General features: G+C 66.7%; 19 protein-coding genes. 6 read left to right on the top strand and 13 right to left on the bottom strand.

Translation table 11 applies throughout. The features are described from left to right. Positions 1-242 precede the first annotated feature (242 nt). The 5 genes from ACFUTU_RS01925 to ACFUTU_RS01945 all read left to right on the top strand — a co-directional run bounded on the left by ACFUTU_RS01925 (position 243) and on the right by ACFUTU_RS01945 (position 6,595). Positions 243-1,748: a glyceraldehyde-3-phosphate dehydrogenase gene (locus tag ACFUTU_RS01925; RefSeq protein ID WP_377960096.1), complete on the top strand. Its 1,506-nt coding sequence runs from the start codon at positions 243-245 to the stop codon at positions 1,746-1,748. A gap of 8 nt (positions 1,749-1,756) precedes the next feature. Then, on the top strand, positions 1,757-2,782 hold the full coding sequence (locus ACFUTU_RS01930; RefSeq protein ID WP_377960097.1) for an ATP-dependent 6-phosphofructokinase: 1,026 nt from the start codon (positions 1,757-1,759) through the stop codon (positions 2,780-2,782). An 85-nt stretch (positions 2,783-2,867) separates the two neighbouring features. Next, the gene (locus tag ACFUTU_RS01935; protein WP_377960098.1) at positions 2,868-3,461 is read left to right on the top strand and encodes a histidine phosphatase family protein; all 594 of its coding nucleotides are present in this window, start codon (positions 2,868-2,870) and stop codon (positions 3,459-3,461) included. Between the two features lie 136 nt (positions 3,462-3,597). After that, entirely contained in the window at positions 3,598-4,308 is a 711-nt protein-coding gene (locus ACFUTU_RS01940; RefSeq protein ID WP_377960099.1) for a hypothetical protein, read from the top strand. A 124-nt stretch (positions 4,309-4,432) separates the two neighbouring features. Next, positions 4,433-6,595: a transglycosylase domain-containing protein gene (locus ACFUTU_RS01945; RefSeq protein WP_377960100.1), complete on the top strand. Its 2,163-nt coding sequence runs from the start codon at positions 4,433-4,435 to the stop codon at positions 6,593-6,595. Between the two features lie 37 nt (positions 6,596-6,632). Here the strand turns inward: ACFUTU_RS01945 and ACFUTU_RS01950 are convergent, their stop codons facing one another. From ACFUTU_RS01950 to ACFUTU_RS02000, 11 genes are all read right to left on the bottom strand, one after another. Beyond that, positions 6,633-7,364 (bottom strand): ANTAR domain-containing protein, encoded by a 732-nt coding sequence (locus tag ACFUTU_RS01950; protein WP_377960101.1) that lies wholly within the window; start codon positions 7,362-7,364, stop codon positions 6,633-6,635. Then, positions 7,361-8,170 carry a DeoR/GlpR family DNA-binding transcription regulator gene (locus ACFUTU_RS01955; RefSeq protein ID WP_377960102.1) on the bottom strand — a complete coding sequence of 270 codons (810 nt, stop codon included), beginning with the start codon at positions 8,168-8,170 and terminating at the stop codon, positions 7,361-7,363. The genes ACFUTU_RS01950 and ACFUTU_RS01955 overlap by 4 nt, the downstream gene beginning before the upstream one ends. A 66-nt stretch (positions 8,171-8,236) precedes the next feature. Continuing rightward, positions 8,237-8,917: an SDR family NAD(P)-dependent oxidoreductase gene (locus ACFUTU_RS01960; protein ID WP_377960103.1), complete on the bottom strand. Its 681-nt coding sequence runs from the start codon at positions 8,915-8,917 to the stop codon at positions 8,237-8,239. Then, a complete protein-coding gene (locus tag ACFUTU_RS01965) occupies positions 8,914-10,182 on the bottom strand; it encodes an exo-alpha-sialidase (protein WP_377960104.1) in 1,269 nt (422 codons plus the stop codon). Before ACFUTU_RS01965 ends, ACFUTU_RS01960 begins: the two co-directional genes overlap by 4 nt. Before the next feature lie 4 nt (positions 10,183-10,186). After that, positions 10,187-10,978: an HpcH/HpaI aldolase/citrate lyase family protein gene (locus ACFUTU_RS01970; protein WP_377960106.1), complete on the bottom strand. Its 792-nt coding sequence runs from the start codon at positions 10,976-10,978 to the stop codon at positions 10,187-10,189. A 50-nt stretch (positions 10,979-11,028) separates the two neighbouring features. After that, a complete protein-coding gene (locus tag ACFUTU_RS01975; RefSeq protein WP_377960108.1) occupies positions 11,029-12,018 on the bottom strand; it encodes an aldo/keto reductase in 990 nt (329 codons plus the stop codon). 68 nt (positions 12,019-12,086) lie between these two features. After that, positions 12,087-12,914, bottom strand: coding sequence for an ATP-binding cassette domain-containing protein (locus ACFUTU_RS01980; protein WP_377960110.1), 828 nt, complete (start codon positions 12,912-12,914; stop codon positions 12,087-12,089). Then, positions 12,907-13,839, bottom strand: a complete 933-nt coding sequence (locus ACFUTU_RS01985; protein ID WP_377960112.1) for an ABC transporter ATP-binding protein — start codon at positions 13,837-13,839, stop codon at positions 12,907-12,909. Before ACFUTU_RS01985 ends, ACFUTU_RS01980 begins: the two co-directional genes overlap by 8 nt. 1 nt (position 13,840) lies before the next feature. Beyond that, entirely contained in the window at positions 13,841-14,746 is a 906-nt protein-coding gene (locus ACFUTU_RS01990; protein WP_377960114.1) for an ABC transporter permease, read from the bottom strand. Next, the gene (locus ACFUTU_RS01995) at positions 14,743-15,678 is read right to left on the bottom strand and encodes an ABC transporter permease (protein ID WP_377960116.1); all 936 of its coding nucleotides are present in this window, start codon (positions 15,676-15,678) and stop codon (positions 14,743-14,745) included. Before ACFUTU_RS01995 ends, ACFUTU_RS01990 begins: the two co-directional genes overlap by 4 nt. 3 nt (positions 15,679-15,681) lie before the next feature. After that, positions 15,682-17,256, bottom strand: a complete 1,575-nt coding sequence (locus tag ACFUTU_RS02000) for an ABC transporter substrate-binding protein (RefSeq protein ID WP_377960118.1) — start codon at positions 17,254-17,256, stop codon at positions 15,682-15,684. Between the two features lie 177 nt (positions 17,257-17,433). On the opposite strand from ACFUTU_RS02000, the gene pdxA reads away from it, so the two are divergent. Beyond that, entirely contained in the window at positions 17,434-19,758 is a 2,325-nt protein-coding gene (pdxA, locus tag ACFUTU_RS02005) for a 4-hydroxythreonine-4-phosphate dehydrogenase PdxA (RefSeq protein WP_377960120.1), read from the top strand. A gap of 18 nt (positions 19,759-19,776) precedes the next feature. On the opposite strand, the gene ACFUTU_RS02010 is transcribed toward pdxA, so the two are convergent. Beyond that, complete coding sequence (locus ACFUTU_RS02010; RefSeq protein ID WP_377960122.1) at positions 19,777-20,553, bottom strand: SDR family NAD(P)-dependent oxidoreductase; 777 nt, start codon at positions 20,551-20,553, stop codon at positions 19,777-19,779. Positions 20,554-20,583: 30 nt separating this feature from the next. Beyond that, positions 20,584-21,966 carry an MFS transporter gene (locus tag ACFUTU_RS02015; RefSeq protein ID WP_377960124.1) on the bottom strand — a complete coding sequence of 461 codons (1,383 nt, stop codon included), beginning with the start codon at positions 21,964-21,966 and terminating at the stop codon, positions 20,584-20,586. Between the last annotated feature and the right edge of the window lie 64 nt (positions 21,967-22,030).

A 22,030-nucleotide genomic window follows, 5' to 3' on the forward strand; every position in this document is an offset into this window, starting at 1 on the left:
ACACCCGCAAACACTCCACCCGCACCGAACACGCCCTCGAAGCCCTCGGCGCCACCACCATGGCCCTCATGTTCGCCACCATGACCGCCTAAGCCCACCTACCCAAAAGGGTCGTTTTAAACCATCCCGAATTAGCGTTTCCCCTGCCCGGGAATGACGGGACCATGGAAGTCAAGCCCCTCTCTGGACCATCTCAGGAGCTAGAGCTCACCCAGACCACACCCTTTTGGAAAGGCAGTCCGATGCTACATACCTCAGATTCTTACCTTGATGCGTGGATGGGCCGGGAGGCCCTCGCCGAGGCTATGATTCCGGTGATCGGCCAGCTGTACCGTGAAAACAACGTGGTGACCAGCATCCATGGCCGGACTTTGGTCAACAAGTCCACCATGAGCATCCTGAAGGCCCACCGCTTCGCGCGCCGGATCAGCAAGGACGAGCTGCCGCTGGAGGAGACGGCGCCGCTGCTGAACACGTTGGCGCAGCTGGATCTGGGTGCCGCTGCCATCGATATTGCCCGCCTGAACCAGAAGTTCAAGTCCGACGGCGGAGGCCGGACGCTGGAGGAATTCCTCCGCGCCGAACTGGCCGAGATTGTGGGCAAGCGTGGCGCGGGCGGCCGCGCCAGCACCGACGTCGTGCTCTACGGCTTTGGCCGGATCGGCCGCCTGGTGGCGCGCCTCCTGATTGAACAGGCCGGCGGCGGCCACGGCCTGCGCCTGCGCGCCATCGTGGTGCGGCGCGGCTCCGACAACGACCTCACCAAGCGCGCCAGCCTGCTGCGCCGCGACTCCGTCCACGGCTCCTTCGAAGGAACCATCCGGGTGGACACCGAGGCCAACACGATCACGGCCAACGGCGTCCGGATCCAGGTCATCTACTCGGACAACCCCGCCACCATCGACTACACCGCCTACGGCATCAAGGACGCCCTCGTGGTGGACAACACCGGCCGCTGGCGGGATGCAGACGGCCTGTCCCAGCACCTGCTGAGCAAGGGCGTCGCCAAGGTCCTGCTCACCGCGCCGGGCAAGGGCGAGCTGAAGAACATCGTCCACGGCATCAACCACCGCGACATCACCGAGTCGGACAAGATCGTGACGGCAGCGTCCTGCACCACGAACGCCATCACCCCGGTCCTGCAGGCGCTCAACGACAAGTACGGCGTGGTCCACGGACACGTGGAGACGGTCCACTCCTTCACCAATGACCAGAACCTGATCGACAACTTCCACAAGGGCGACCGCCGCGGACGCTCCGCAGCCCTGAACATGGTGATCACCGAGACCGGCGCCGCCAAGGCCGTGGCCAAGGCGCTGCCGGAACTGCAGGGCAAGCTCACTGGCAGCTCCATCCGGGTCCCCACCCCGGACGTGTCCATGGCCATCCTGAACCTGAACCTGGAACGCGGCACCACAAAGGACGAGGTCAATAACTACCTGCGGGAAATGGCGCTGCACTCGGACCTGCGCCAGCAGATCGACTACATCGACTCCCCCGAGGTGGTCTCCACCGACTTCGTCGGCTCCCGCCACGCAGGCATTGTGGACGGGCTCGCCACCATCTCCAACAACAAGAACCTGGTGCTCTACGTCTGGTACGACAACGAATTCGGCTACAGCTGCCAGGTGGTCCGCGTCATGGAGGAAATGGCCGGCGTGAACCGGCCGTCATTCCCCGCGGCGGATGTCGTTGAGGAGGCCATGTCGGTTCTTGCCGCCATGGAATCCGCCGCTCCCACGATCTGAGCCGCGACATGAAAATTGGAATCCTCACCAGCGGTGGCGACTGCCCCGGGCTGAATGCGGTCATCCGCGGTGCCGTCCTCAAAGGCATCGCCATCCACGGCCACGAATTCGTGGGGTTCCGTGACGGCTGGCGCGGAGTGGTGGAGGGCGACGTCATCGACCTCCCCCGGACCATGGTCCGTGGCATCGCCAAGCAGGGCGGCACGATCCTGGGCACCTCACGCACCAACCCGTTCGAGAACGGCGGCGGCCCGGACGTCATCAAAGCCCATATGGACCGGCTGGGCATCGACGCCATCATCGCCATCGGCGGTGAAGGAACCCTCGCGGCCGCCCAACAGCTCACCGACGCCGGCCTGAAAATCGTGGGCGTCCCCAAGACCGTGGACAACGACCTCGATGCCACCGACTACACCTTCGGCTTCGACACCGCGGTGCAGATCGCCACCGAGGCCATCGACCGGCTCCGCACCACCGGCGAGTCCCACCACCGGTGCATGATCGCCGAGGTCATGGGCCGGCACGTCGGCTGGATCGCCCTGCACGCCGGCATGGCCGCAGGCGCCCACGCCATCCTCATCCCGGAGCAGAAAGTCAGCATCGAGCAGATCACCAAATGGGTGACGGAGGCCCACGACCGTGGCCGTGCCCCGCTGGTGGTGGTGGCCGAGGGCTTCGTCCCGGAGCACATGGAGAGCCCGCACTCCGAGCGCGGCCTGGACACCTTCGGACGTCCCCGGCTCGGCGGCATCGCCGACCAGCTCGCCCCGGAAATCGAAGCCCGGACCGGCATCGAAACCCGCGCCACGATCCTGGGACACATCCAGCGCGGCGGCGTCCCGTCCGCCTTCGACCGCGTCCTGGCCACCCGGCTCGGCATGGCAGCCGTCCACCTGGTGGTGGAGGGCCGCTGGGGCACCATGGTGGCCCAAAAGGGAACGGACATTGAACACGTCGGCTTCCAGGAGGCCCTCGGCAAGCTCAAGACGGTTCCGCAGAAGCGCTACGACGAAGCCGCGGTCCTCTTCGGGTGAGAGTTTTTGTACAGATAATGGGCGTTCGCACCCGTTTTGCGGCCATTATCTGTACAAAAACTCCTTCGGCACGGGATGCTTCACAATGGAAGGCATGACCCTCACGACTTTTGCCCTCATCCGCCACGGCCAGACGGACTGGAACGCGCAGCGCCGGCTGCAGGGATCCAGCGATATTCCGCTGAATGACGTCGGCCGCGGGCAGGCGCGTGCAGCCGTCGCCGCGCTGTCCGGGCAGGAATGGGACACGGTGGTCTCCTCGCCGCTGAGCCGCGCAGCGGAAACCGCGGAACTGATCGCAGCAGGCTTGGGGCTTACGGTGGCACGGCACGTCCCGGAACTCACCGAACGCAGCTTCGGAGACGCGGAAGGGCTGCAGGCAGGACCGGAACTGGAGGCGCTGCGTATCCCCGGCGGTTTCCGCGGTGCGGAGAGCGACGACGAAGCGGGCTCCCGCGGACTGGCCGCCCTGGAGGCACTGGCCGAGGAGTTTCCCGGGCGCCGGGTGTTGGTCGTGGCGCACGGCACGCTCCTGCGCCTGACGCTGAGCCGGGCCACCGGCAGCACGCTGCAGAGCATCGACAATGCCGTGCTTAATCTTGCCCACCACCACGCCGTTGACGGCTGGCAGCTCGAATACTTCAACGGCGAACGGGTGGTGGACGCCGTCCGCAGCTAGCGGATGTTGAAGCTGCCCCTGTCCCCCGCGGCCCGACAGGACTACCTTTTTTATTGGCCGGGCAAGCAACAGGAGCTCCGGCCAATAAAAGGGTTTCTACTCAACAGGTTTCTACTCAATGAGGAGTGGGACGGCCATGAAGGCAAGAACCATCATTTTGGGGATCACCATCCTGTTGCTGGTCGCTGGCGGGGCGGCATTCTTTTTCAACAATTCGCGGAGCAGGGCTGCTGACTACAATCCGCAGATCCAGCCGGCGGACTTCACCACGAAGATAACGAACAAGTACTTCGCCCTTCCGGTCGGCAAGAAGCTGACCTACGGGGCCGGCGACAACAGGATCGAGATAGAGATCCTCGCCGAGACGCGGAAGATCGAGGGCGTCGAGACCGTCATCTATCTGGACAAGGAATTCAAGAACGGGCAGCTGGTCGAGGAGACCAGAGACTACCTGGCGCAGCACAGGAACGGCGACGTCTGGTACTTCGGCGAGGACGTGAACAACTTCAAGGACGGGCAACTGCAGGATCATTCCGGCAGCTTCCTTCACGGGCGGGACGGGGCGAAGGCCGGCATCTGGATGAAGGCCGAACAGCGTGTGGGCGACACATACCGGCAGGAATATTACCTGGGCCATGCCGAGGACATGCGGGACACCATCGCCACCGGCCTGACCGTCACGACGAAGATGCGCACCTACAGGGACTGCGTGAAGGTGGACGACTGGACCCCGCTGGAGTCCAACTCGCGGGAACACAAGTACTACTGCCCCGAGGTGGGTTCGCTGGTCCTTGTCGAAGAACCAAACGGAGCGCGGTCCGAGCTCACAAACATCGACCTGCCCTGAGTCTTCCTTCAGGTGCCGGACGCTCTGGCCGGGCCGGCCCTGCCGGGCCGCCCTGCCGGACGCTCTGGCCGGGCCGCGACGTGAAGCGTATTCTGGAGGCACGCTTTTTTGGGGTGTGAACCGCATGGTACGCAAAGGCTTGGCATCGCGATCCCACTCGGCCCTGGCGAGGATGCTGGGGTTCGTGGCGATCAGTTGCGTCATCGGCGCCCTGATTGCAGCCTACTTCCTTCCCCAGATTGCGGCCGCCGGCGCCGCCGTCAGCGGCTCGGTCAACTTTTATAAGGGCCTCCCGTCCGATTTTGCGGTGCGGCCGCCCGCCCAGACCACAAGGATCCTGACGTCGGACGGGAAACTGATTGCCTCCTTCTATGAGGAAAACCGGGTCCGGGTCCCGCTGAACAAGATGTCGCCGTACATCAAGGACGCCGTGATCGCGATCGAGGACAGCCGGTTCTACGAACACAGCGGCGTTGACCCTGTGGGTGTCCTGCGGGCGCTGGTGACCAACGTTTCCGGCGGTGACCGGCAAGGTGCGTCCACACTGACCCAGCAGTACGTCACCAACGTTGCCAATGAAGCCAAAATCACCTCCGGCCGTGAGGATGAGGTGGTCCTCAGCGGGGAGAAGACGATTGGTGACAAGGTCCGGGAAATGAAGCTCGCCATTGAGCTCGAGAAGAAATTCACCAAGGACCAAATCCTCGAAGGCTACCTGAACATCGTCTTCTTCAACCGCAGCGCCTACGGCATCGAGGCGGCGGCGCAGCACTTCTACAGCGTTCCGGCGAGCAAGCTCAACCTCCCCCAGGCCGCACTGCTGGCCGGGCTGGTCAACAGCCCCAGCCTGTACGACCCCGTCACCAACCCGGAGAACTCACTCAAACGGCGCAACCTGGTGCTGGACGCCATGCTGCAGCAACGCATGATCACCAAAAAGCAGCATGACACCGCAGCCGCCACCGGCGTTGGACTCAAGCTCCGGGTTTCCCGGCAGGGCTGTGCCGCCGCGACCATCGCCCCGTATTTCTGCGACTACGTGTCCCACCTGATCCTCAACAACCGGGCCTATGGGGCAGACACGGAAGCCCGGGAGCAGAAGCTGTTCCGGGGCGGGCTGACCATCACCACCACGCTGGACAGCCGGCTGCAGGCGGCGGCCCAGTCCCAGGTGGACTCCACCGCCGGAGCCAACCCGGCCAAGTGGGGGGCTTCGCTGCTGACGGTCCAGCCGGGCACCGGCAAGATCCTGTCGATGGCCCAGAACACGGTGTTCCTTCCGAAGGCGGGCAAGTTCGATACGCAGCTGAATTTCAACGTGGACGCCAAGGATGCGAACGGCAACGACCTCAACGGCGCGGGCGGGTTCCAGCCCGGGTCCACCATGAAGCCGTTCACGTTCGCCGAGTGGCTGCACCAGGGGCGCAAGATCACCGAGGTGGTGGACGCCACGCGCCGGGAGTACCCGCTGGGATTCCGCTGGCGGGACTCGTGCGCCAAGGTGGTGGGCGGCTACAGCAGCAGGCAGCGCGCGGCCGGCCTTGAAGCCGCCGACGATCTGCAGAACGCCTCCGAGGGCTACTACCGCAAGATGCCGGCAAACTACGGCCTGTACAACTCCATCAACACCGCCACCTTCGCCGAGGTGGCCCAGCTCGACATCTGCGGCATCCAAAAAATGGTGAACAGCCTGGGCCTGCACAGCGGGCTGGACGGGACTGACATCAACATGCACCAGCTGGGCAATGTGCTGGGCGGAACCGCCGTTTCGCCGCTCGTCCTGGCCACCGCCTTCGCCACCTTTGCCGCGGACGGCAAATACTGCGCGCCGATTGCCATCCAGCGCGTCACCAACTTCGCCGGAAAGACACTGGCCAGCCAGCAGCCGTCCTGCCGGACCGCAGTGGAGCCGGAGATCGCCCGCGGCGTGAACTCCGTGCTGCAGGACGTGCTGAAGAAGGGTTCAGGCGTCTACATCAATCCCAAGGTCCAAAGCCGGGTCCCCGTGGCGGCCAAGACCGGCACCAACAACAGCAACGGCGCCACCTGGGTGCTGGGCTATACCAGCGGCATCGCCACGGCATCCTTCTTCGGCGACGCCCTGAACGGCCAGAAACGGCCAGGCCGGAACATCACCGTCAACGGCAAGCACTACGACCGCATAGACGGGTACATGATCGCCGGGCCGCAGTGGGCAAACTACATGCTGAAAGTCGCCAAGCTGTACCCGGCCAAAGCTTTCCCCAAGCCGCCGGCGTCGATGATCGGCAACGGGCCGCCCAAGTAGCACCCGCACCGGCATCCTTAAGGTAGGGGTCACCGGCCTACTCGAAGTGCGTCTCCACGCCTGAGGCCGACAGCCTGCTGAGGAGTTCCCCGGCCACGTCGCGCAGCTTCTGGTTCCGGTTGCTGGAGACCTTGGCCAGGATGTCCATGGCTTCCTTCTGCGAGCACCTGTTCTGCGCCATGATCACCCCGCAGGCGACGTCGATCGCGGTCCGGCTTTGCATGGCGGCCTCAAGGTTCTGCGCCCGGGTCTGGGCGGCGCCGAGACGGACCGACAGGTGCAGGGTGCGGCTGGCCAGCTCGCCAAACTCGACTGCCCTGTCGAAAAGTTCCGGCGTGAAAATGCCGGGCGCCGGTGCGAAAAAGTTCAGCGCCGCGCTGGCCCCCTCCCCGATGTCTAAAGGGACGCCCAGGGTGGAGTACACGCCGTGCCCGGCGAGCCGCTTCTGGTACTCCGGCCACCGGTCGTCTGTATTGACGTCGTTGAGCAGTTCCGGGGCCATAGTCAACAGTGCCCGGATGCAGGGGCCGTCGCCGACACGCTGCTCGATGTGGTCCAGTTCCACGGCGCGGGGGCTGCTGCCGGCGACTGTGGCCGTGTGCCGGTGCCGCTTCAATGTCACGGCACATTCAATGCCGACGCCTGCCAGGCCTGTGAGCGTGGCTGCGGAGAAGCCGGCGAGCCCATCGAGGAAGATGTCAACGCTTTCCGCGCCGATCAGGATGTCCTGCAGCTGCAGAACAGCCGAATCTTCGTTCGCTTCAGTCATTCCACAATGCTAGACGCCAAAAGCCCGTTTTCGGACTGCCCTGCCTGCACCAGCTGCATCCGGACACCGGCATCCCTGAACAGCGTCACCTGGGCGGGGTCTGCGCCGGTGTCCGTGACGAGTGTCCAAGGCAGGGCGAGTTTCGCCCAGGCATGGAACGGCCGCTTGCCCAGCTTGCTCGAGTCGGCCAGGACATAGACCGTTTCGCCGCGCCGGGCCATGAGTTCCTTGAGCCTGGTCTGCGCATGGTCCGCCTCGCACAGACCGTCATCGGCAGTGACGGCGTCGGCGCCCAGGAAGACACGGTCGAAGCTCATGCGTTCCAGGGCTGCCTCCGCCAGCGGACCCACGAACGTCTGGCTGACGCCCCGGAGCCGTCCGCCGAGGCAGTCCACCTGGATCCCCGGCGACTCCGCCAGCTCCTGCAGCGTATTGATGCCGGGGGTGGTGACCGAGAGGTTCTCCCGGGCGCGCAGTGCGTGTGCCAGGGCACCGACGGTGGAGCCGCCGTCGAGCAGGATGTTCTCGCCGTCCTTCACCTCGGCAGCGGCCCAGGCTGCGATCGCGTGCTTCTGCTCAAATGCCTCGCCGGTCCGCTGCCGCAGGGACGACTCCGGGTGCGCACCAAGCGCCACAGCCCCGCCGTAGGTCCGGGCCAGCTTCCCCTCTTCGTTGAGGTGGGCGAGATCCCGCCGGATGGTGGAGGCAGTGACGCGGAAATGCCGCGACAGCTCCTCCACGGACGCCAGCCCTGTGGTGACGGCGAGGTGGTAGATCTCTTCGCGCCTGGCTTTGGCGGTGGTCATCTGTGGCTCTCCTTTGCTGTCACCATCGTAGGGGTCCGGTGGCGGGGCGTCTTAAAGCGGGGCGTCTTACAGCGAGGCGCCGCCGCAGATCACGTAGTTCTGTCCCGTGATGGATTTTCCGTGCGGCCCCAGCAGGAAACCGGCGAGCGCGGCAACGTCCTCGGGGTCCACCAGCCTGCCGAGGGCAGGCAGCCTCGGCGGGGTGGCCGCCCGCCCCGGGTCGGCCAGCATCGGGGTATCCGTGGGCCCAGGCGACAGCACGTTGACCGTGATGCCGCGCGGTGCGAGCTCCTGTGCCCAGGTCCTGCCCATGCCCATCAGCGCCGCCTTCGTGGCGGCATACTGGCTCTTGCCCGCCGCGCCCGTGGAGGTCCGGCTGCCGATCAGCAGCACCCGGCCGCCGTCGGGCATCCGCGGCACCACCTCGTTGGCCAGCGCACTGGCGGCCCCCACGTGGACGGCAAACATTCCGGCGAGTGCCTCCGGGTCCAGCTCGCCCAGCGGCGCGGTGCGCTGGTAGCCGGCAGCGTGGACCAGCGCGTCGGCCGGTTCAATGCCCGCGGCCGTTTCCGCCAGCGACGCCGGGTCGGACAGGTCCGCCTGCAGCCACCGGAAGCCAGGCCCCAGCGAGGCCTCGCTCCGGCTCAGCCCCGTGACGGTCCAGCCGTCGGCCAGCAGCCGTTCAGCGATCGCCTTGCCGATTCCGGAGCTGCACCCGGTGACAACCGCGTGGCGGGTTCCGGTCACTGCGCGCCATTCCCTTCAGCGCCGTCCCCTTCACCTGCGCCACCGGGAGTGGTGCTGCCCTCATACGCCCACTGCGGATCCACGCGGACGTACTTGATGGCCTGCCGGAAGTAGGTGTACGCGATGTTCAGTGCACCGTCCGGGCCCTGGTGGATGGACGGGTAGGAGTACTCCCGGTTCAGGCCGTCGCGGGAGTTGTTGGAGAGGCAGTAGCCGTCCCCCACGTCGAGGTTGCGCCGGATGGGCCAACTGCGGCCCGAATCCTCGGAGATGGCCAGCGTCATGGGCGAGCGGGGCGTCCCCCAGAAGGCGCGCCGTCCGCCGTCGTCCGCTGCGGCGCTGGCAGAGGGTTCCGTGAGCTGGCCCTGTTCGGCGGCCAGGCCGTCGTCGTCGATCTCGTCGTAGAGCGAGAGCCGGCGTTCGGTGTTGGCTTCCGCCCGGCTGTGGTTGTAGACCAGGGCCAGGCGGCCGTCGGCGAGCGCCGTGAACTGGATGGACGAGTTGTTGTTGGGCAGCTCGGTGGGGACGGGCTCGCTCCAGGTGGTGCCGTCGTCGGTGGAACGGGATTCATAGATGGAGTCTGCCCAGCGGCTGCGGAACAGTGCCAGCAGCGAGCCGTCGGCCACCGGCTGGATGTTCATGTGGACGCAGCCCAGGCTGCCGGGCAGGATGCTCTCGCTCCAGCTGGCCCCGCCGTCGTCGGAAATCATGACGGCGCTGTCGTCGCTGTTGCCCACCCACTTCTCCCCCGGCGTGGTGATGCAGCGGAAGATCGGGATGATCAGGCGGCCGGACGGCAGCTGCACCGGCAGCTGCCGGACAAACACGCCGCCTGTTTCGTTGGCCGGGAACAGCGTTTCCACCGGACCCCACGTCCGGCCGCTGTCCGTGGAAGTACGACGGCGGACCTCGGCTGTGTCCTGGTTGCCCGCCTTCTGTGCGGTGTACAGGAGCCAGAGGGAGTCCGGTGCCGTGAACAGGATCGGGTTCTGCTCGGAGCGGGTGGAGTCGTCCGAGAGCTGCTGCGCCGGTGACCACTGGCTGCTGCCCGGTTCCAGGGTGGAGAACCAGATGGAGATGTCCGGCACGCCTTCCTGGGTGCCGCCGAACCACACGCAGCCGAGGCGGCCGTCGGGCAGGGTCAGGAGGTTTGCGGCGTGGCTTTGCACTGTGGGCGCCGGGAGGTAGGCGAAGTCGGCCCCGTCCGCGCGCTTTACGGCGCCGTCGGGGGTGATGCTGCTGTACCCGGTGTTGGTGGTCTGCATGGCCTCAGCCCTCCTTGGTGCCGGCATCGGCGCGGGCCGCGGCCAGGTGCGCCTTGGCGGCCAGCTCGAGGTGGGTCAGGTCAGAGGCGACGGTGGTGAAGGTGTAGCCTTGGCACAGCCGCTGGGCCGCGATCTCCCCGGCGGCCGTGTGGATGCCGGCCGCGATGCCGGCGGAGGCAGCCGCATCCGCGATGGTCTCCAGCGCCGCGTTGAACTCGGCCTCGATGGCGGGATCGCCGGGAAAGGCACCGCCGACGGCGATGGCCAGGTCCGACGGGCCGACGTAGATGCCGTCCAGGCCGGGCGTCGCGCAGATCTCCTTGACGTTGGCCAGCCCCTCGGGCGTCTCGATCATCGCGAAAACCATGGTGGCCGCGTTGGAGTCGCCCGGCACGGGGCCGATCCGCAGGGCCGAGCGCATGGGTCCGTAGGACCGTCCGCCCAGCGGCGGGTACTTGGCGGCGGCCACTGCAGCCGCGGCGTCCGCGGCGTTGTTGACCAGCGGGACGATGACACCGACGGCTCCGGCGTCGAGCGCCTTGCCGATCGCGGTGAAGTCGTTTGCCTCCACCCGGACCATGCCGACGGCGGTGTGCCCGGCGTCGATGGCCATCAGGCCGTTCAGCACGCCCGAGTACCCGAGCAGGCCGTGCTGGGCGTCCAGGGCCACATAGTCATAGCCGAGCCGGCCGATGCGTTCCGTTGCCACGGGCGCATCCAGCACCGCCCAGTAGCCAACGGCCTGCTCCCGGGCGCGGATCTTGCGGGCGAATTCAATGGCCAGGTCCGATGTCATCTGTATCTTCTACCTTCAGTTCGTGGGTGGTCTTGGCGTTGTCCGGGGATTCAGCGGTTGTAGGCGGGCATGGGGCCGCGGAGACCGGAGCCGACGGCGTCGCAGGCGGCGGCGGCGTCCTCGGGCAGCGGTCCCTTGGCCACCGCCGCGATGTTGGCACTCAGCTGCTCCACCTTGGAGCCGCCCAGCAGCATCGAGCCGACGCCCTTCCGGTAGGCGAGCCAGCGCAGCGAGAGCTCGGCGAGGGTGATGCCTGCCTGCTCCGCGATGCCGGCAAGGGCGGAGACGGCGTCAAACAGCTGCTTGTCCCAGTAGCGCTGGGTGTACATGGCAGCCAGCTTGGAGTCACCGAAGCGGCCCTCGGAGGGCGTGTCCTCGAAGCTGTGCTTGCCGGTGAGCAGGCCGCCGCCCAGCGGGTTGTAGACCATGGTGTGGACGTTGTGGGTGGCGGCGAATTCGAGGTACTCCTCTTCGACCCGCCGGGCCACCAGGTTGTAGAGCTGCTGCGCCACCACCGGCCGGGGTGCGCCGACTTCACGGGCCACATGGATCACGTCGGCGATCTGCCAGGCCGCGAAGTTGGAGACACCCAGCGCTCCGATCTTCCCTTCATCCGCGAGCTCGGCCACGGTGCGCAGGGTGTCCTGCAGCGGGGTGGCCCGGTCCGGCTGGTGCAGGTAAAAAAGGTCGATGCTGTCCACGCCGAGCCGGCGCAGGCTCCCCTCCACGCTGTTGCGCAGCCCTTGCGGGGAGAGCGGTGAGTGCTGGCCGTGGTCTGCATGCGGCATGCCGACCTTGGAGGCAAGGATGACCTCGTCGCGGCGGCCCTTGAGAAGACGGGCGAGCATTTCCTCCGTCACACCGCCCACGTAGGCGTTGGCGGTGTCGATGGTGGTGATGCCGGCGTCCAGCGCCTCGTCCACCATGCGCCCGGCGGTTGCTTCGTCGGCGGTGTCGCCGAACGTCATGGTGCCCAGGACCAGGCGCGAAATGGGAAGCTTGAGTCCTTCCACCGGGGTGCCTTCTGGCTGCTTGCTCATGCGTGATTCTCCGTGGTTGCAGTGTGGGTCGGGTTCAGGTTTTCGTGGACAGGTTCCGGGCTGCGGGCTCAGGCGCCTTTCAGCGCCAGCGACCGGACGACGTGGCGCGGTTTCAGGCCGCGCATGGTGGACGGGTCCAGCGCGGCGCGGCGGAGCTTGCGGGTGTAGTCCTCCTTCGGCGCGGTCAGCACGGATGCGGTGCTGCCGGACTCCACCAGCCTGCCGCGCTGCATGACCATGACGCTATCGCTGATCTCCTGCACCACACCAAGGTTGTGCGAGATGAACACGTAGGTGATGCCCGTTTCGTCCTGGATGGACTTCAGCAGCCGGAGCACCTGGGCCTGGACGGACACATCGAGTGCGCTCGTGGCCTCGTCGCAGACCAGCAGTTGCGGCTTGGAGGCGAGCGCCCGGGCAATGCCGATGCGCTGCCGCTGGCCGCCGGAGAATTCGGCCGGGTGGCGGTCCAGGGACCTGGCCGGCAGGCCCACCTGGTCAATCAGCTTCGCCGCTTCCTTGTGCCGCTCGGCCTTGGACCGGACGCCCTGCAGCTTCAGCGGTTCGGCCACGATCTCCTGCGCGGTGAGGTGCGGATCGAGGGAGCCGTAGGGATCCTGGAAAACCATCTGGAACTTCGAGCGCAGCGGCCGCAGTTTGGCTTCGCTGAGCGCCGCCAGGTCGGTGCCGTCCAGCTCAATCCGGCCGCCGGCAGGTGTCACCAGCCGCATCAGTGCCTTGGCCACCGTGGACTTTCCGCAGCCGGATTCACCCACGACGGCGATCGTCTTGCCTTTGTCCACCGAGAAGGAGACGTCATCCACGGCACGGAACGTTCCGCCCGGCACGTGGTAATCCACCACGAGGTTCTCGACGGAGAGGAACGGCTTAGTCATGCTGGCCTCCGGTGCTGGTCAATGCTGCTGGGGACTGGGATGCGGCTGGGGACTGGGAAGGGGTGCCGTCCGGGGTTTCGTCCCACGGCCCCAGGACCGGGACTGCGGCCAGCAGGCTTCGGGTGTACTCCGTGGCCGGGTGCTCCACGATCTGCTGGACCTCGCCGGACTCCACGAAGGAGCCGTCCTTCATCACGTGGATGCGGTCCGAGATGAGCCGTGCCACGCCGAGGTCGTGGGTGATCATCAGGATGCCGATGCCGCGCTGCTCCTGAAGCTCCAGGAGCAGGTCCAGGATGCCGGCCTGCACCGTGACGTCCAGCGCGGAGGTGGGTTCGTCGGCCACCAGGAGCTGGGGTTCGCTGGCCAGCGCTATGGCGATCAGCACGCGCTGGAGCATGCCGCCCGAGAGCTGGTGCGGGTACTTCTTCAGCTGCACGTCCGGCGTCGGGATGTGCACCTGTTCCAGCAGCCGGATGGCGCGGGCCCGGACGGCGTCCTTGTCCTTGGAGGCGGCGCCGGCGATCCGGATGGCCTCCGACAGCTGGCTGCCGATCGAATGCACCGGGCTCAGGGCCGTCATCGGGTCCTGCGGGATGAGCGCGAGCGTCCGGCCACGGACCTTGTCGATGGCCTTGGGCTCGGCCACCACGTCCACGCCGTCGATCAGCACGGTGCCGGAAAGCACGGCCAGATCATCCGGGAGCAGGCGGAGGATGCCCATCGCCGTCGTCGATTTGCCGGAACCGGACTCACCGATGATGGTGACCGTTTCGCCGCGGTGGATGCTGAAGTTCACCGAATCAACGGCCCGGATGATTCCGGCGTCGGTGATCAGCTCCACCTGGAAGTCGCGGACCTCGAGGAGGGCCTGCTCCTTATGGGCGGAGCCGGCCCCGGCTGCAGTGGCAGGTTGTGCGTTCATGTCAGGCACCCTTCTTCTTGCGGCGGGGACGGTCGCGGAGGCCGTCGCCCAGCAGATTCACGCCCACCACCATCAGCACGATCACCAGGCCGGGCAGGGTGACCATCCACCAGGAGGTGGTGATGTAGTCCTGGCCGTCGGAGATGATGCGTCCCCAGGTGGCGAACGGCCGCTGCGGACCGGCGCCGAGGAAGCTGAGGGCGCTCTCGAGCAGGACGGCCTGGGCCAGGAGCAGCAGCACCACGAGGGTTGCCTGCTTAATGACGTTCGGGATGATGTGCTGGATCAGGATCTGGATGCGGTGCAGGCCCAGGATCCGCGCCGCTGAAACATAGGGTTTTTCGCGTTCCACCAGCACCATGGATCTGGTCAGCCTGGCCACTTCCGGCCATTGGGCGATGGCGATGACGAAGGTGATCACCGGGATGGACGGGCCGAAGAGCGCCACCACCAGGAGCAGCATCATGAGGAGCGGCAGGGACATCTGGGCTTCGAGGAGGCGGGAGACCACCGTGTCCACCCAGCCGCCGAAGTAGCCGGCGGCCGCACCGAGGATGATGCCGATGGCACCGGAGACCACCACGGCCAGGATGCCGATGGTCAGGGACACCTGGCCGCCGTGCAGGACGCGGGAGAGCAGGTCACGGCCCAGCTGGTCGGTGCCGAAGAGGTGGCCGTCCACCAGCGGGGCGAGCCGGCGGGCCGAGAGGTCCTGGTGGTTGGCGTCGGGCAGGGGCAGCACCTGGGCCAGCAGGATGGGAATGATCACGATCAGCGTGCAGACAGCGCCGATGCGCAGTTTCCACTTGGCCGCGTTGCGGCGGCGGGTGGCTCCGGCCTTCGCAACCAGTTCCTTGGTGACGGCGCTCGGGGACGGGGTGCGTGTTGAGGTGTCGCTGAGGCTCATGCTGCTGCCGCCTTTCCAAGACGAACGCGGGGATCAAGAAGCGGGTAGGCGAGGTCGATGACCAGCTGCACGGCTACCGCCAGCAGCGCCGTCAGCAGGACGGTTGCCTGGATGAGGGGGTAGTCGCGGGTTTCCAGTGCACGGACGATCAAAGAGCCGACGCCCGGCCAGGCGAACACCACTTCCACCACCACCACGCCGTTGAGCATGGCCGCGAAGCGCGTGCCCAGGGCGGTGAAGACCGGGATGGCGGAGTTGCCCATGGCGTAGCGCCAGGTCAGCGCCGGGCTGCCCACTCCCCTGGACCGTGCCACGGTCAGGTACGGTGCGGCGAAGTTCGCGGTCATTTCGCGCCGCACCATCCGGGAGATCAGCGCGATCTGCAGGATGGCGATGGTGACGGTGGGAAGGACGAGGCCGCCCCAGGTGGCGAAGCCGGAGGCCGGGAACAGCGGGATCAGGACGGCGAAGCCGGTGAGGAGCATGATGCCGGTCCAGAAGTCCGGCATGGACTGCCCGGCAATGGTAAGGACGTTGACGCCGAGTTCCCGGTTGGTGTCCGGGCGGCGGGCCATCCACACGCCCAGCGGAATGGCGATCACAGCGGTGAGGAGGATGGAGGCGGTGGCGAGGGTCAGCGTGTACGGCATCCGTTCCGCCACGACCTGCATGGCCGGCGCCTGGAAGGAGTAGGACGTGCCGAGGTTGCCGGTGAACAGCTGCTGCAGGAAGATCCAGTACTGCTCCAGCACGGGGCGGTCCAGGCCGAACTGTTCACGGACCTTGGCCAGCTGCTCGGTGGTGGCGAGCGGGCCGGCGTAGGATACGGCCGGATCACCGGGGGCCAGGCGGATCAGGATGAAGACCGTGGAGACCGTCAGGAACACGGTCAGCAGGCCCTGGCCGAGCCGCTTGAGGATGTACTTGGTCATGGCTCAGGCCTCCAGCCGGACGTCAACAAGGGGGTAGGAGTTGGTGGGCGCAAGAGCCAGGCCTGCCACGCGCTTCTGGTGGGCCAGCACCGACTTCGGCACGAAGGCCCAGGCACACGGCCAGGTGTCCCAGATGGCCTTCTGCGCCGTGGCGAGCAGCTGCTGGCGGCGGACCGGATCCACCTCGGAGGAGGCGGCCTGGATCTTGGCCTGCACATCCGGCACCACGTAGCCCTGGTAGGTGTCGCGGGTCTTTTCCTTTTCGGCGGTTCCGGCGTACATGCCCTGCATCATGGTGATGGCCAGGCCGGTGGGGCTGCTGAAGCCGTTGCCCAGCAGGTCCCAGTCGCCCTGCTTGCCCTGGCGCCAGGCCAGGATGTTGCCGCCGGGCTCGAACTGCTGCAGCTGGGTCTTTACACCGATGTTGCCGAACATCTCCACGAGCGCCTCCATCACGGAGGTGTCGGACGCGAACTCGCCGGTTTCCCAGATGATCTTGAGGTTAAGGTCGGTGACGCCGAGGCTCTTCAGTGTGGCCTTGGCCTTGTCCGGGTCAAAGGTGTAGTTGCCGGTCTTGGCGAAGCCGGTGAGGCTGGACGGGACCACGCCTTCGGCCTCGCTGACCGAATCGACGAGGACATCCTTGACCAACGACTCCCCGTCGACCGCCCAGCTGAGCGCCTGGCGGACCCGGACGTCGGACAGCGGGTGGCTGTTCGGCTTGCGGAAGTTGTAGAAGATCTGGTTCAGGCGGAGGCTTGACGCCTCGGCCAGGACGACGCCGGGAAGTCCGGCGAGCTGTTCGCGCGAGTCGGGCGTGATCGAGTCAATGACGTCCACCTCGCCGCTGCGCAGCGCAATGACACGGCTGGATTCTTCCGGCAGGAACCGGACCTCGACGTTGTCCACCTTGGGGGCGGGGCCCCAGTAGTTCTCGTTGCGCTTGAGGCTGTAGGTCCCTGCGCCGCGGTTGAACCTGGTCACGACGTACGGGCCGGTGCCCACACCTTCCTGCAGTTCCTCCGGCTTGTTCTTGGCTGCCGGGCTGATCAGGATCATGCTCATGAGCGAGTCGAGGATGGGGATGGGGTTCTTGGATTCCATCCGGAACGTCCGGTCATCCACGGGGACAACGGTGGGGAATTCGGGGAAGAACCCGGCCACGAAGGAACCCTGCACCTGCTGGTACATCTTTAGGGCCGTGGCGACGTCCTCGATCTGCAGGGGCGTGCCGTCCGAATACTTGACACCTTCGCGCAGCCGCACGGTCCAGACCGTGGGGGAAGTCATCTCAAAGCGGTCCGCCAGGACCAGGATCGGCTTGGTTTCGGGGCCGATGGCCGTCAGCCCCTGGCGTACGGCGCGCTGGACGGTGACGGCGGCGTCGAACTGGTTCAGCTTGTTGTCCAGACTGACGAGGGACCTGTTGAGGGCCAGCGTCAGGGTGCTGGGTCCCGGCAGGCCCGTGGGGCCGGCACACCCGGCCAGGGAGCCTGTGCCCAGGAGAAACCCGGCGGCTGCGCCAAACTGCAGGAGGCGGCGCCGTGAGATCTCACTTCCTTGAGGAAGAACGGTCATCGTTGACCTCTCGGTTGAATGGGACGGCTGGCGGCCGGTTGGCCTGCGCCGTGTTACATGCATCACTCTGCCATCTCTGCGCGAAATGCGCAACCGCTCTAGCGCAATTCGCGCAGTCATGTCATCATGGTGCTACCGATCCGGAAGAGAACCTTCCAGACAAGAAAGGAGGACAACGTGACTGCCGTCCTGATCCAGGCCGATGACTTTTCCGGCGCAGCGGAAGTGGGGCAATGCTTTGCAGCCCAGGGGCTGGACACGCGCCTCCTCCTGTCCGCCCCCCAGGAAGGTACGGGCAACGGCGAAGAAGTCGTGGTGGTCGACACCCACTCGCGCGCCATGGCTCCGGTGGCTGCCGCCGTTGCTTCCGCTGCCGTTTTCGGCGGCCCTGCCGCAGCGGGTGCGGATGTTCTGTTCAAGAAGATCGATTCGCTGTGGCGGGGCAATATCGGCCCCGAACTCACGGCACTCTCGGCGCTGGGCCACCATGTAGTTGTTGCGGGCGCACTCCCCCAGCTGAACCGGACCGTCGTTGGCGGCCGGCCCTTTGCCGACGGCGTCCAACTGGACCGCACGGACCTGTGGCGGGCAGAAGCGGCAGCCCCGCCCGCGGAGATCGCACAACTGGTGAGGGGCGGCACCGCGGTGCGGCTCGTGGAGCTGTCCACTGTGCGGACTGAAGGCCTTGGCGCCGTCCTTGCCGCGGCACTGCATGAAACGTCAGCCGCCACCGTCATCGTCGACGGCGAGACATCCGCCGATCTGGAACAGGTCGCCGACGTGTTGCTGGGCCTGAAGTTCAGGGCCGGCGGGCGCCGCATCGTGCTCGCCGGGACCGGCGGCATGGCCCTGCTGCTGGCGTCGAAGCTGCACCAGCCAACTGCGCGAAACGCGCAGAATCGGACCTCAAGCATGGCGGCAGCGGCGGCGGGCGCCCAGCCGCCGGTCCTGGCCGCCGTCGGCTCCGCCTCCGGCAAGGCCGCCGCGCAGCTGCGCAAACTGGAAGCCGGCGGCTTTACCACCCTGGGCATCGCCCCCGGCGAACTGCAGCGTCCCGAAAATTTCCGCCCGCGGCTCGCGGAAGCCCGGCGGCTCCTGGCGGCCGGTGAGCCCACAGCCCTGACCGTCAGCGCCGCCGTCGTCAATCCTCAGGAGTCCGGCAGGATCGTGCGGAACCTGGCACAACTGGCTGCCAGTGCGGCAGCCGGTCCCGCCGCATCCGCTGACCTGATCCTCACCGGGGGCGAAACCGCGCGGGAGGTACTCGACGCCCTCGGGATCCGGTCCCTGGCCCCGCTGGCATCCGTACAGCACGGCGCCGTGGTCAGCATCTCCGACGACGGACGGCTGGTGGGCACCAAGCCCGGCAGCTTCGGTGACGACGACGCCCTCATCCAGCTTCACTCCGCCATCAAAGACCTTCGGTCTTCCACCAGCACTTCCCATCCCTCCCACACACCTGGAGCTCCAATGACATCAGCAGTGAACGCAACCGAACAGGACACCCGGCCCTTCATCGCCGTGACCATGGGCGACGGCGCCGGCGTCGGGCCCGAGGTGACCGTGGGTGCCCTTCTCGATGCCAACGCGTACCGTGACTGCCGCCCGGTGGTCATCGGCGACGTCCACCGCCTGCAGCTCGGCGCCAAGGCACTGGGCGTCGAGGCCAACATCGTGGAGGTGGAGACCGTGGGTGACGCCGTTTTCGAGGCCGGACGGATCAACGTCATCGACCCGAAGCTGCTGTCCGCCGACCTGCCCTGGGGCCAAGAGTCCGCCGAGGCCGGCAACGCGGCCTACCACTACATCCGGATCGCCTGCGAGCTCGGCATGAGCGGCCAGGTCCAGGGCATCTGCACGGCTCCCCTGAACAAGGCGGCGCTGCACAAGGCCGGGCACATCTACCCCGGACACACCGAACTGCTGGCGCACTTCATGGGCATCGAGGAAGTGTCCATGATGCTCTCCACGCCCAAGGTCAAGGTCATTCACGTCACCACCCACATCGGCCTCATTGACGCGATCAACAAGATCGAGCCGGGCCTGGTGGAGCGGACCGTGCGCCGCGGCCACAGCGCCATGCAGCGCGCCGGGATCGCCAACCCCAAGATCGGCGTCTGTGCCATCAACCCGCACGCCGGCGAGAACGGGCTCTTCGGCTACGGCGAGGAAGCGGAGAAAATTACCCCGGCCATCGAGAAGCTGCAGGCCGACGGCATCAACGCAGTCGGCCCGCTCCCGGCCGACACCGCGTTCTTCCTGGCCGGCCGCGGGGATTACGACCTCATCGTGGCCATGTACCACGACCAGGGCCACGGGCCGGTCAAGGTCCTCGGCATCGAAGCGGGTGTCAACATCACGGTCGGCCTGCCCGTCATCCGGACGTCCGTGGACCACGGCACCGCGTTCGACATTGCGGGCAAGGGCATCGTGGACGTGCGCAGCATGATCGAGGCGCTGCGGCAGGCGGCTGAGATGTCGCCCAGCCCCGCGGCAGCCTAGGCACTGGCAGCACAGGCACTAGGAGATCTGCAGTCCACCGTTGATGTCGTACGTGGCGGCTGTGATGTAGCCGGCGTCCTCCCCCATCAGGAACACCATGAGGGCTGCGATGTCGCGGACCGTGCCCACCCGGCCCACCAGGATGTCCCTGGACATGTCCGCCTTGCGTTCATCGGTCAGGGTGCCGCCCATGATGTCGGTGTCCACGGGACCGGGGGCGATGCAGTTGACCGTGATGTTGTGCTGGCCCATCTCCCGCGCGAGCGCCCGGGTGAACCCGATAATGGCCGCCTTTGAGGCGCTGTATGCCACCTTGGAGTAGGTGCCGCCGCCGCGCTGGGCCGAGATGGAAGACACGCTGACCACGCGGCCAAGCCGGCGTTCGATCATTCCGCGGAGCACGCGCTGGGTGACCAGGAACGTGCCCGTCATGTTGATCCGGAAGACCCGCTCCCAGGCCTCGAGCGTCTCGTCCATGAACTCCGTGGGAGAACTGATGCCGGCGAGGTTGGCAAGCGCCACGATGGGCGGCATGTTCGCCTCCACCTCATCGATGGCTGCGTTCACGGTGGCCTGGTCCGAGACATCGGCGCCCACGCCCCTGGCCGGCACGCCGTACACGGAGGAGATGTCTTCCGCCGCCCGTCTGGCCGCGTCGCCGTCGATATCGAGGATGGCCACCGACCAGCCCTCGCTGGCGAGCATTTCCGCCGTCGCCCGGCCAATGCCCCGTGCGGAGGCGGCCCCGGTCAGCACCGCGGTGCGTTCGGCCGGGAACGTGTCGTGGTGCGTCATGTCTTTTAACCCCTCCGGTACCTGGTTCGGTTAATACTTGGTGTCGTCGAACTCGTCAGCGGCCACTGCCTCTTCACCCACGGCAGCGTGCGTGCCCGGCTTCACGTGCCCCTCGGGACGCTTACGCGCGTAGAGGTAGGTGGCGACGGCGGTGACGGCAAGGCAGGCGGACAGGAAGAGCAGGCCTGAGCGGTTGTCGCCGCTGGCATCATTCAGCACGCCCACGATGTATGGCGCCACGAAGCCGCCCAGGTTGCCGAGTGAATTCACCATGGCCAGGCCGGCGGCCGCCGCAGCTCCCACCAGAGCGGTGGACGGCATGGCCAGGAAGGGGGCGATTGCGGAGTAGATGCCCATGGCCGCGAGGGTCAGGGCAATCATGGCCAGAACGGCGTTGACCTGTACCAGGCTGCCGGCAGCCACCAGGCCAACGGCGGCCATCACCATGCTGATGCTGGCGTGCAGCACGCGGTTGCCGGTGCGGTCGGACCGCCGGCCCCAGTAGTAAACGAACACGGCCGCGATCGTGTACGGGATGGCGACGATGAAGCCCACCTCTGTGGTGTTGAACTTGCCCAGCGCGGCGACGATGGTGGGCATCCACAGGCCGAGGCCATAGATGCCGCAGACCAGGCCGAAATACAGCGCCGAGTAGGCGATGGTGCGGGAGTCCTTCAGGCCGGCCAGGAAGTGGTGCGGCTGGCCCTTTTGCTTGTGGGCGAGTTCCTCGTCCATGGTCCGGGTGAGCCATTCCCGTTCGTCCGCGGCGAGCCAGTGGGCGTGGCTTGGCTTGTCCGTCATGAGCACCGGCGTGAGCAGGCCGAGGAGGATGGCCGGGACGCCTTCAATGATGTACAGCCACTGCCATCCGTGCAGGCCGGCGACGCCCTCCATCTGGAGCAGCAGGCCGGAAACCGGGGCGCCGAGGGCGTTGGAGACGGGCTGGGCGAGGATGAAGATGCCCAGCACCAGCACGCGCTGGCGGGCGGGGAACCACAGGGTCAGGTAGAAGAGGATGGCCGGGAAGAAGCCGGCCTCAGCCGCGCCAAGCAGGAAGCGGATGATGTAGAAGGAGGTCTCGCCGTTCACCAGCGCCATGGCTGTGGCGAAGATGCCCCAGGAGATCAGGATGCGGGCGATCCATTTTCGGGCGCCGAACCGGTACATGCCGGCGTTGCTGGGGATTTCCAGCAGCGCGTAGCCGATGAAGAACATTCCCGCCCCGAGGCCGTAGGCTGCGGCGCTCAGGCCGATGTCCTCGCTCATGGTCAGCTTGGCGAAGCCGACGTTGTTCCGGTCCAGATATGCGATGAAGTACAGCAGGACAATGAGCGGCATGAGGCGGCCGCGCACTTTTCGAAGGGTCCGGTGGCCCAGTTCGTCCAGGTGGTTCGCCGGATTCATAGCGGTCATGGTGCACCTCGCAGGGAGAGACGGATCCGCCCGGGTTCCGCGACGGAACAGTTAATGTGTACCA

The sequence above is a fragment of the Arthrobacter sp. NPDC057388 genome (genome assembly GCF_042668165.1).
Taxonomy (GTDB): domain Bacteria; phylum Actinomycetota; class Actinomycetes; order Actinomycetales; family Micrococcaceae; genus Arthrobacter.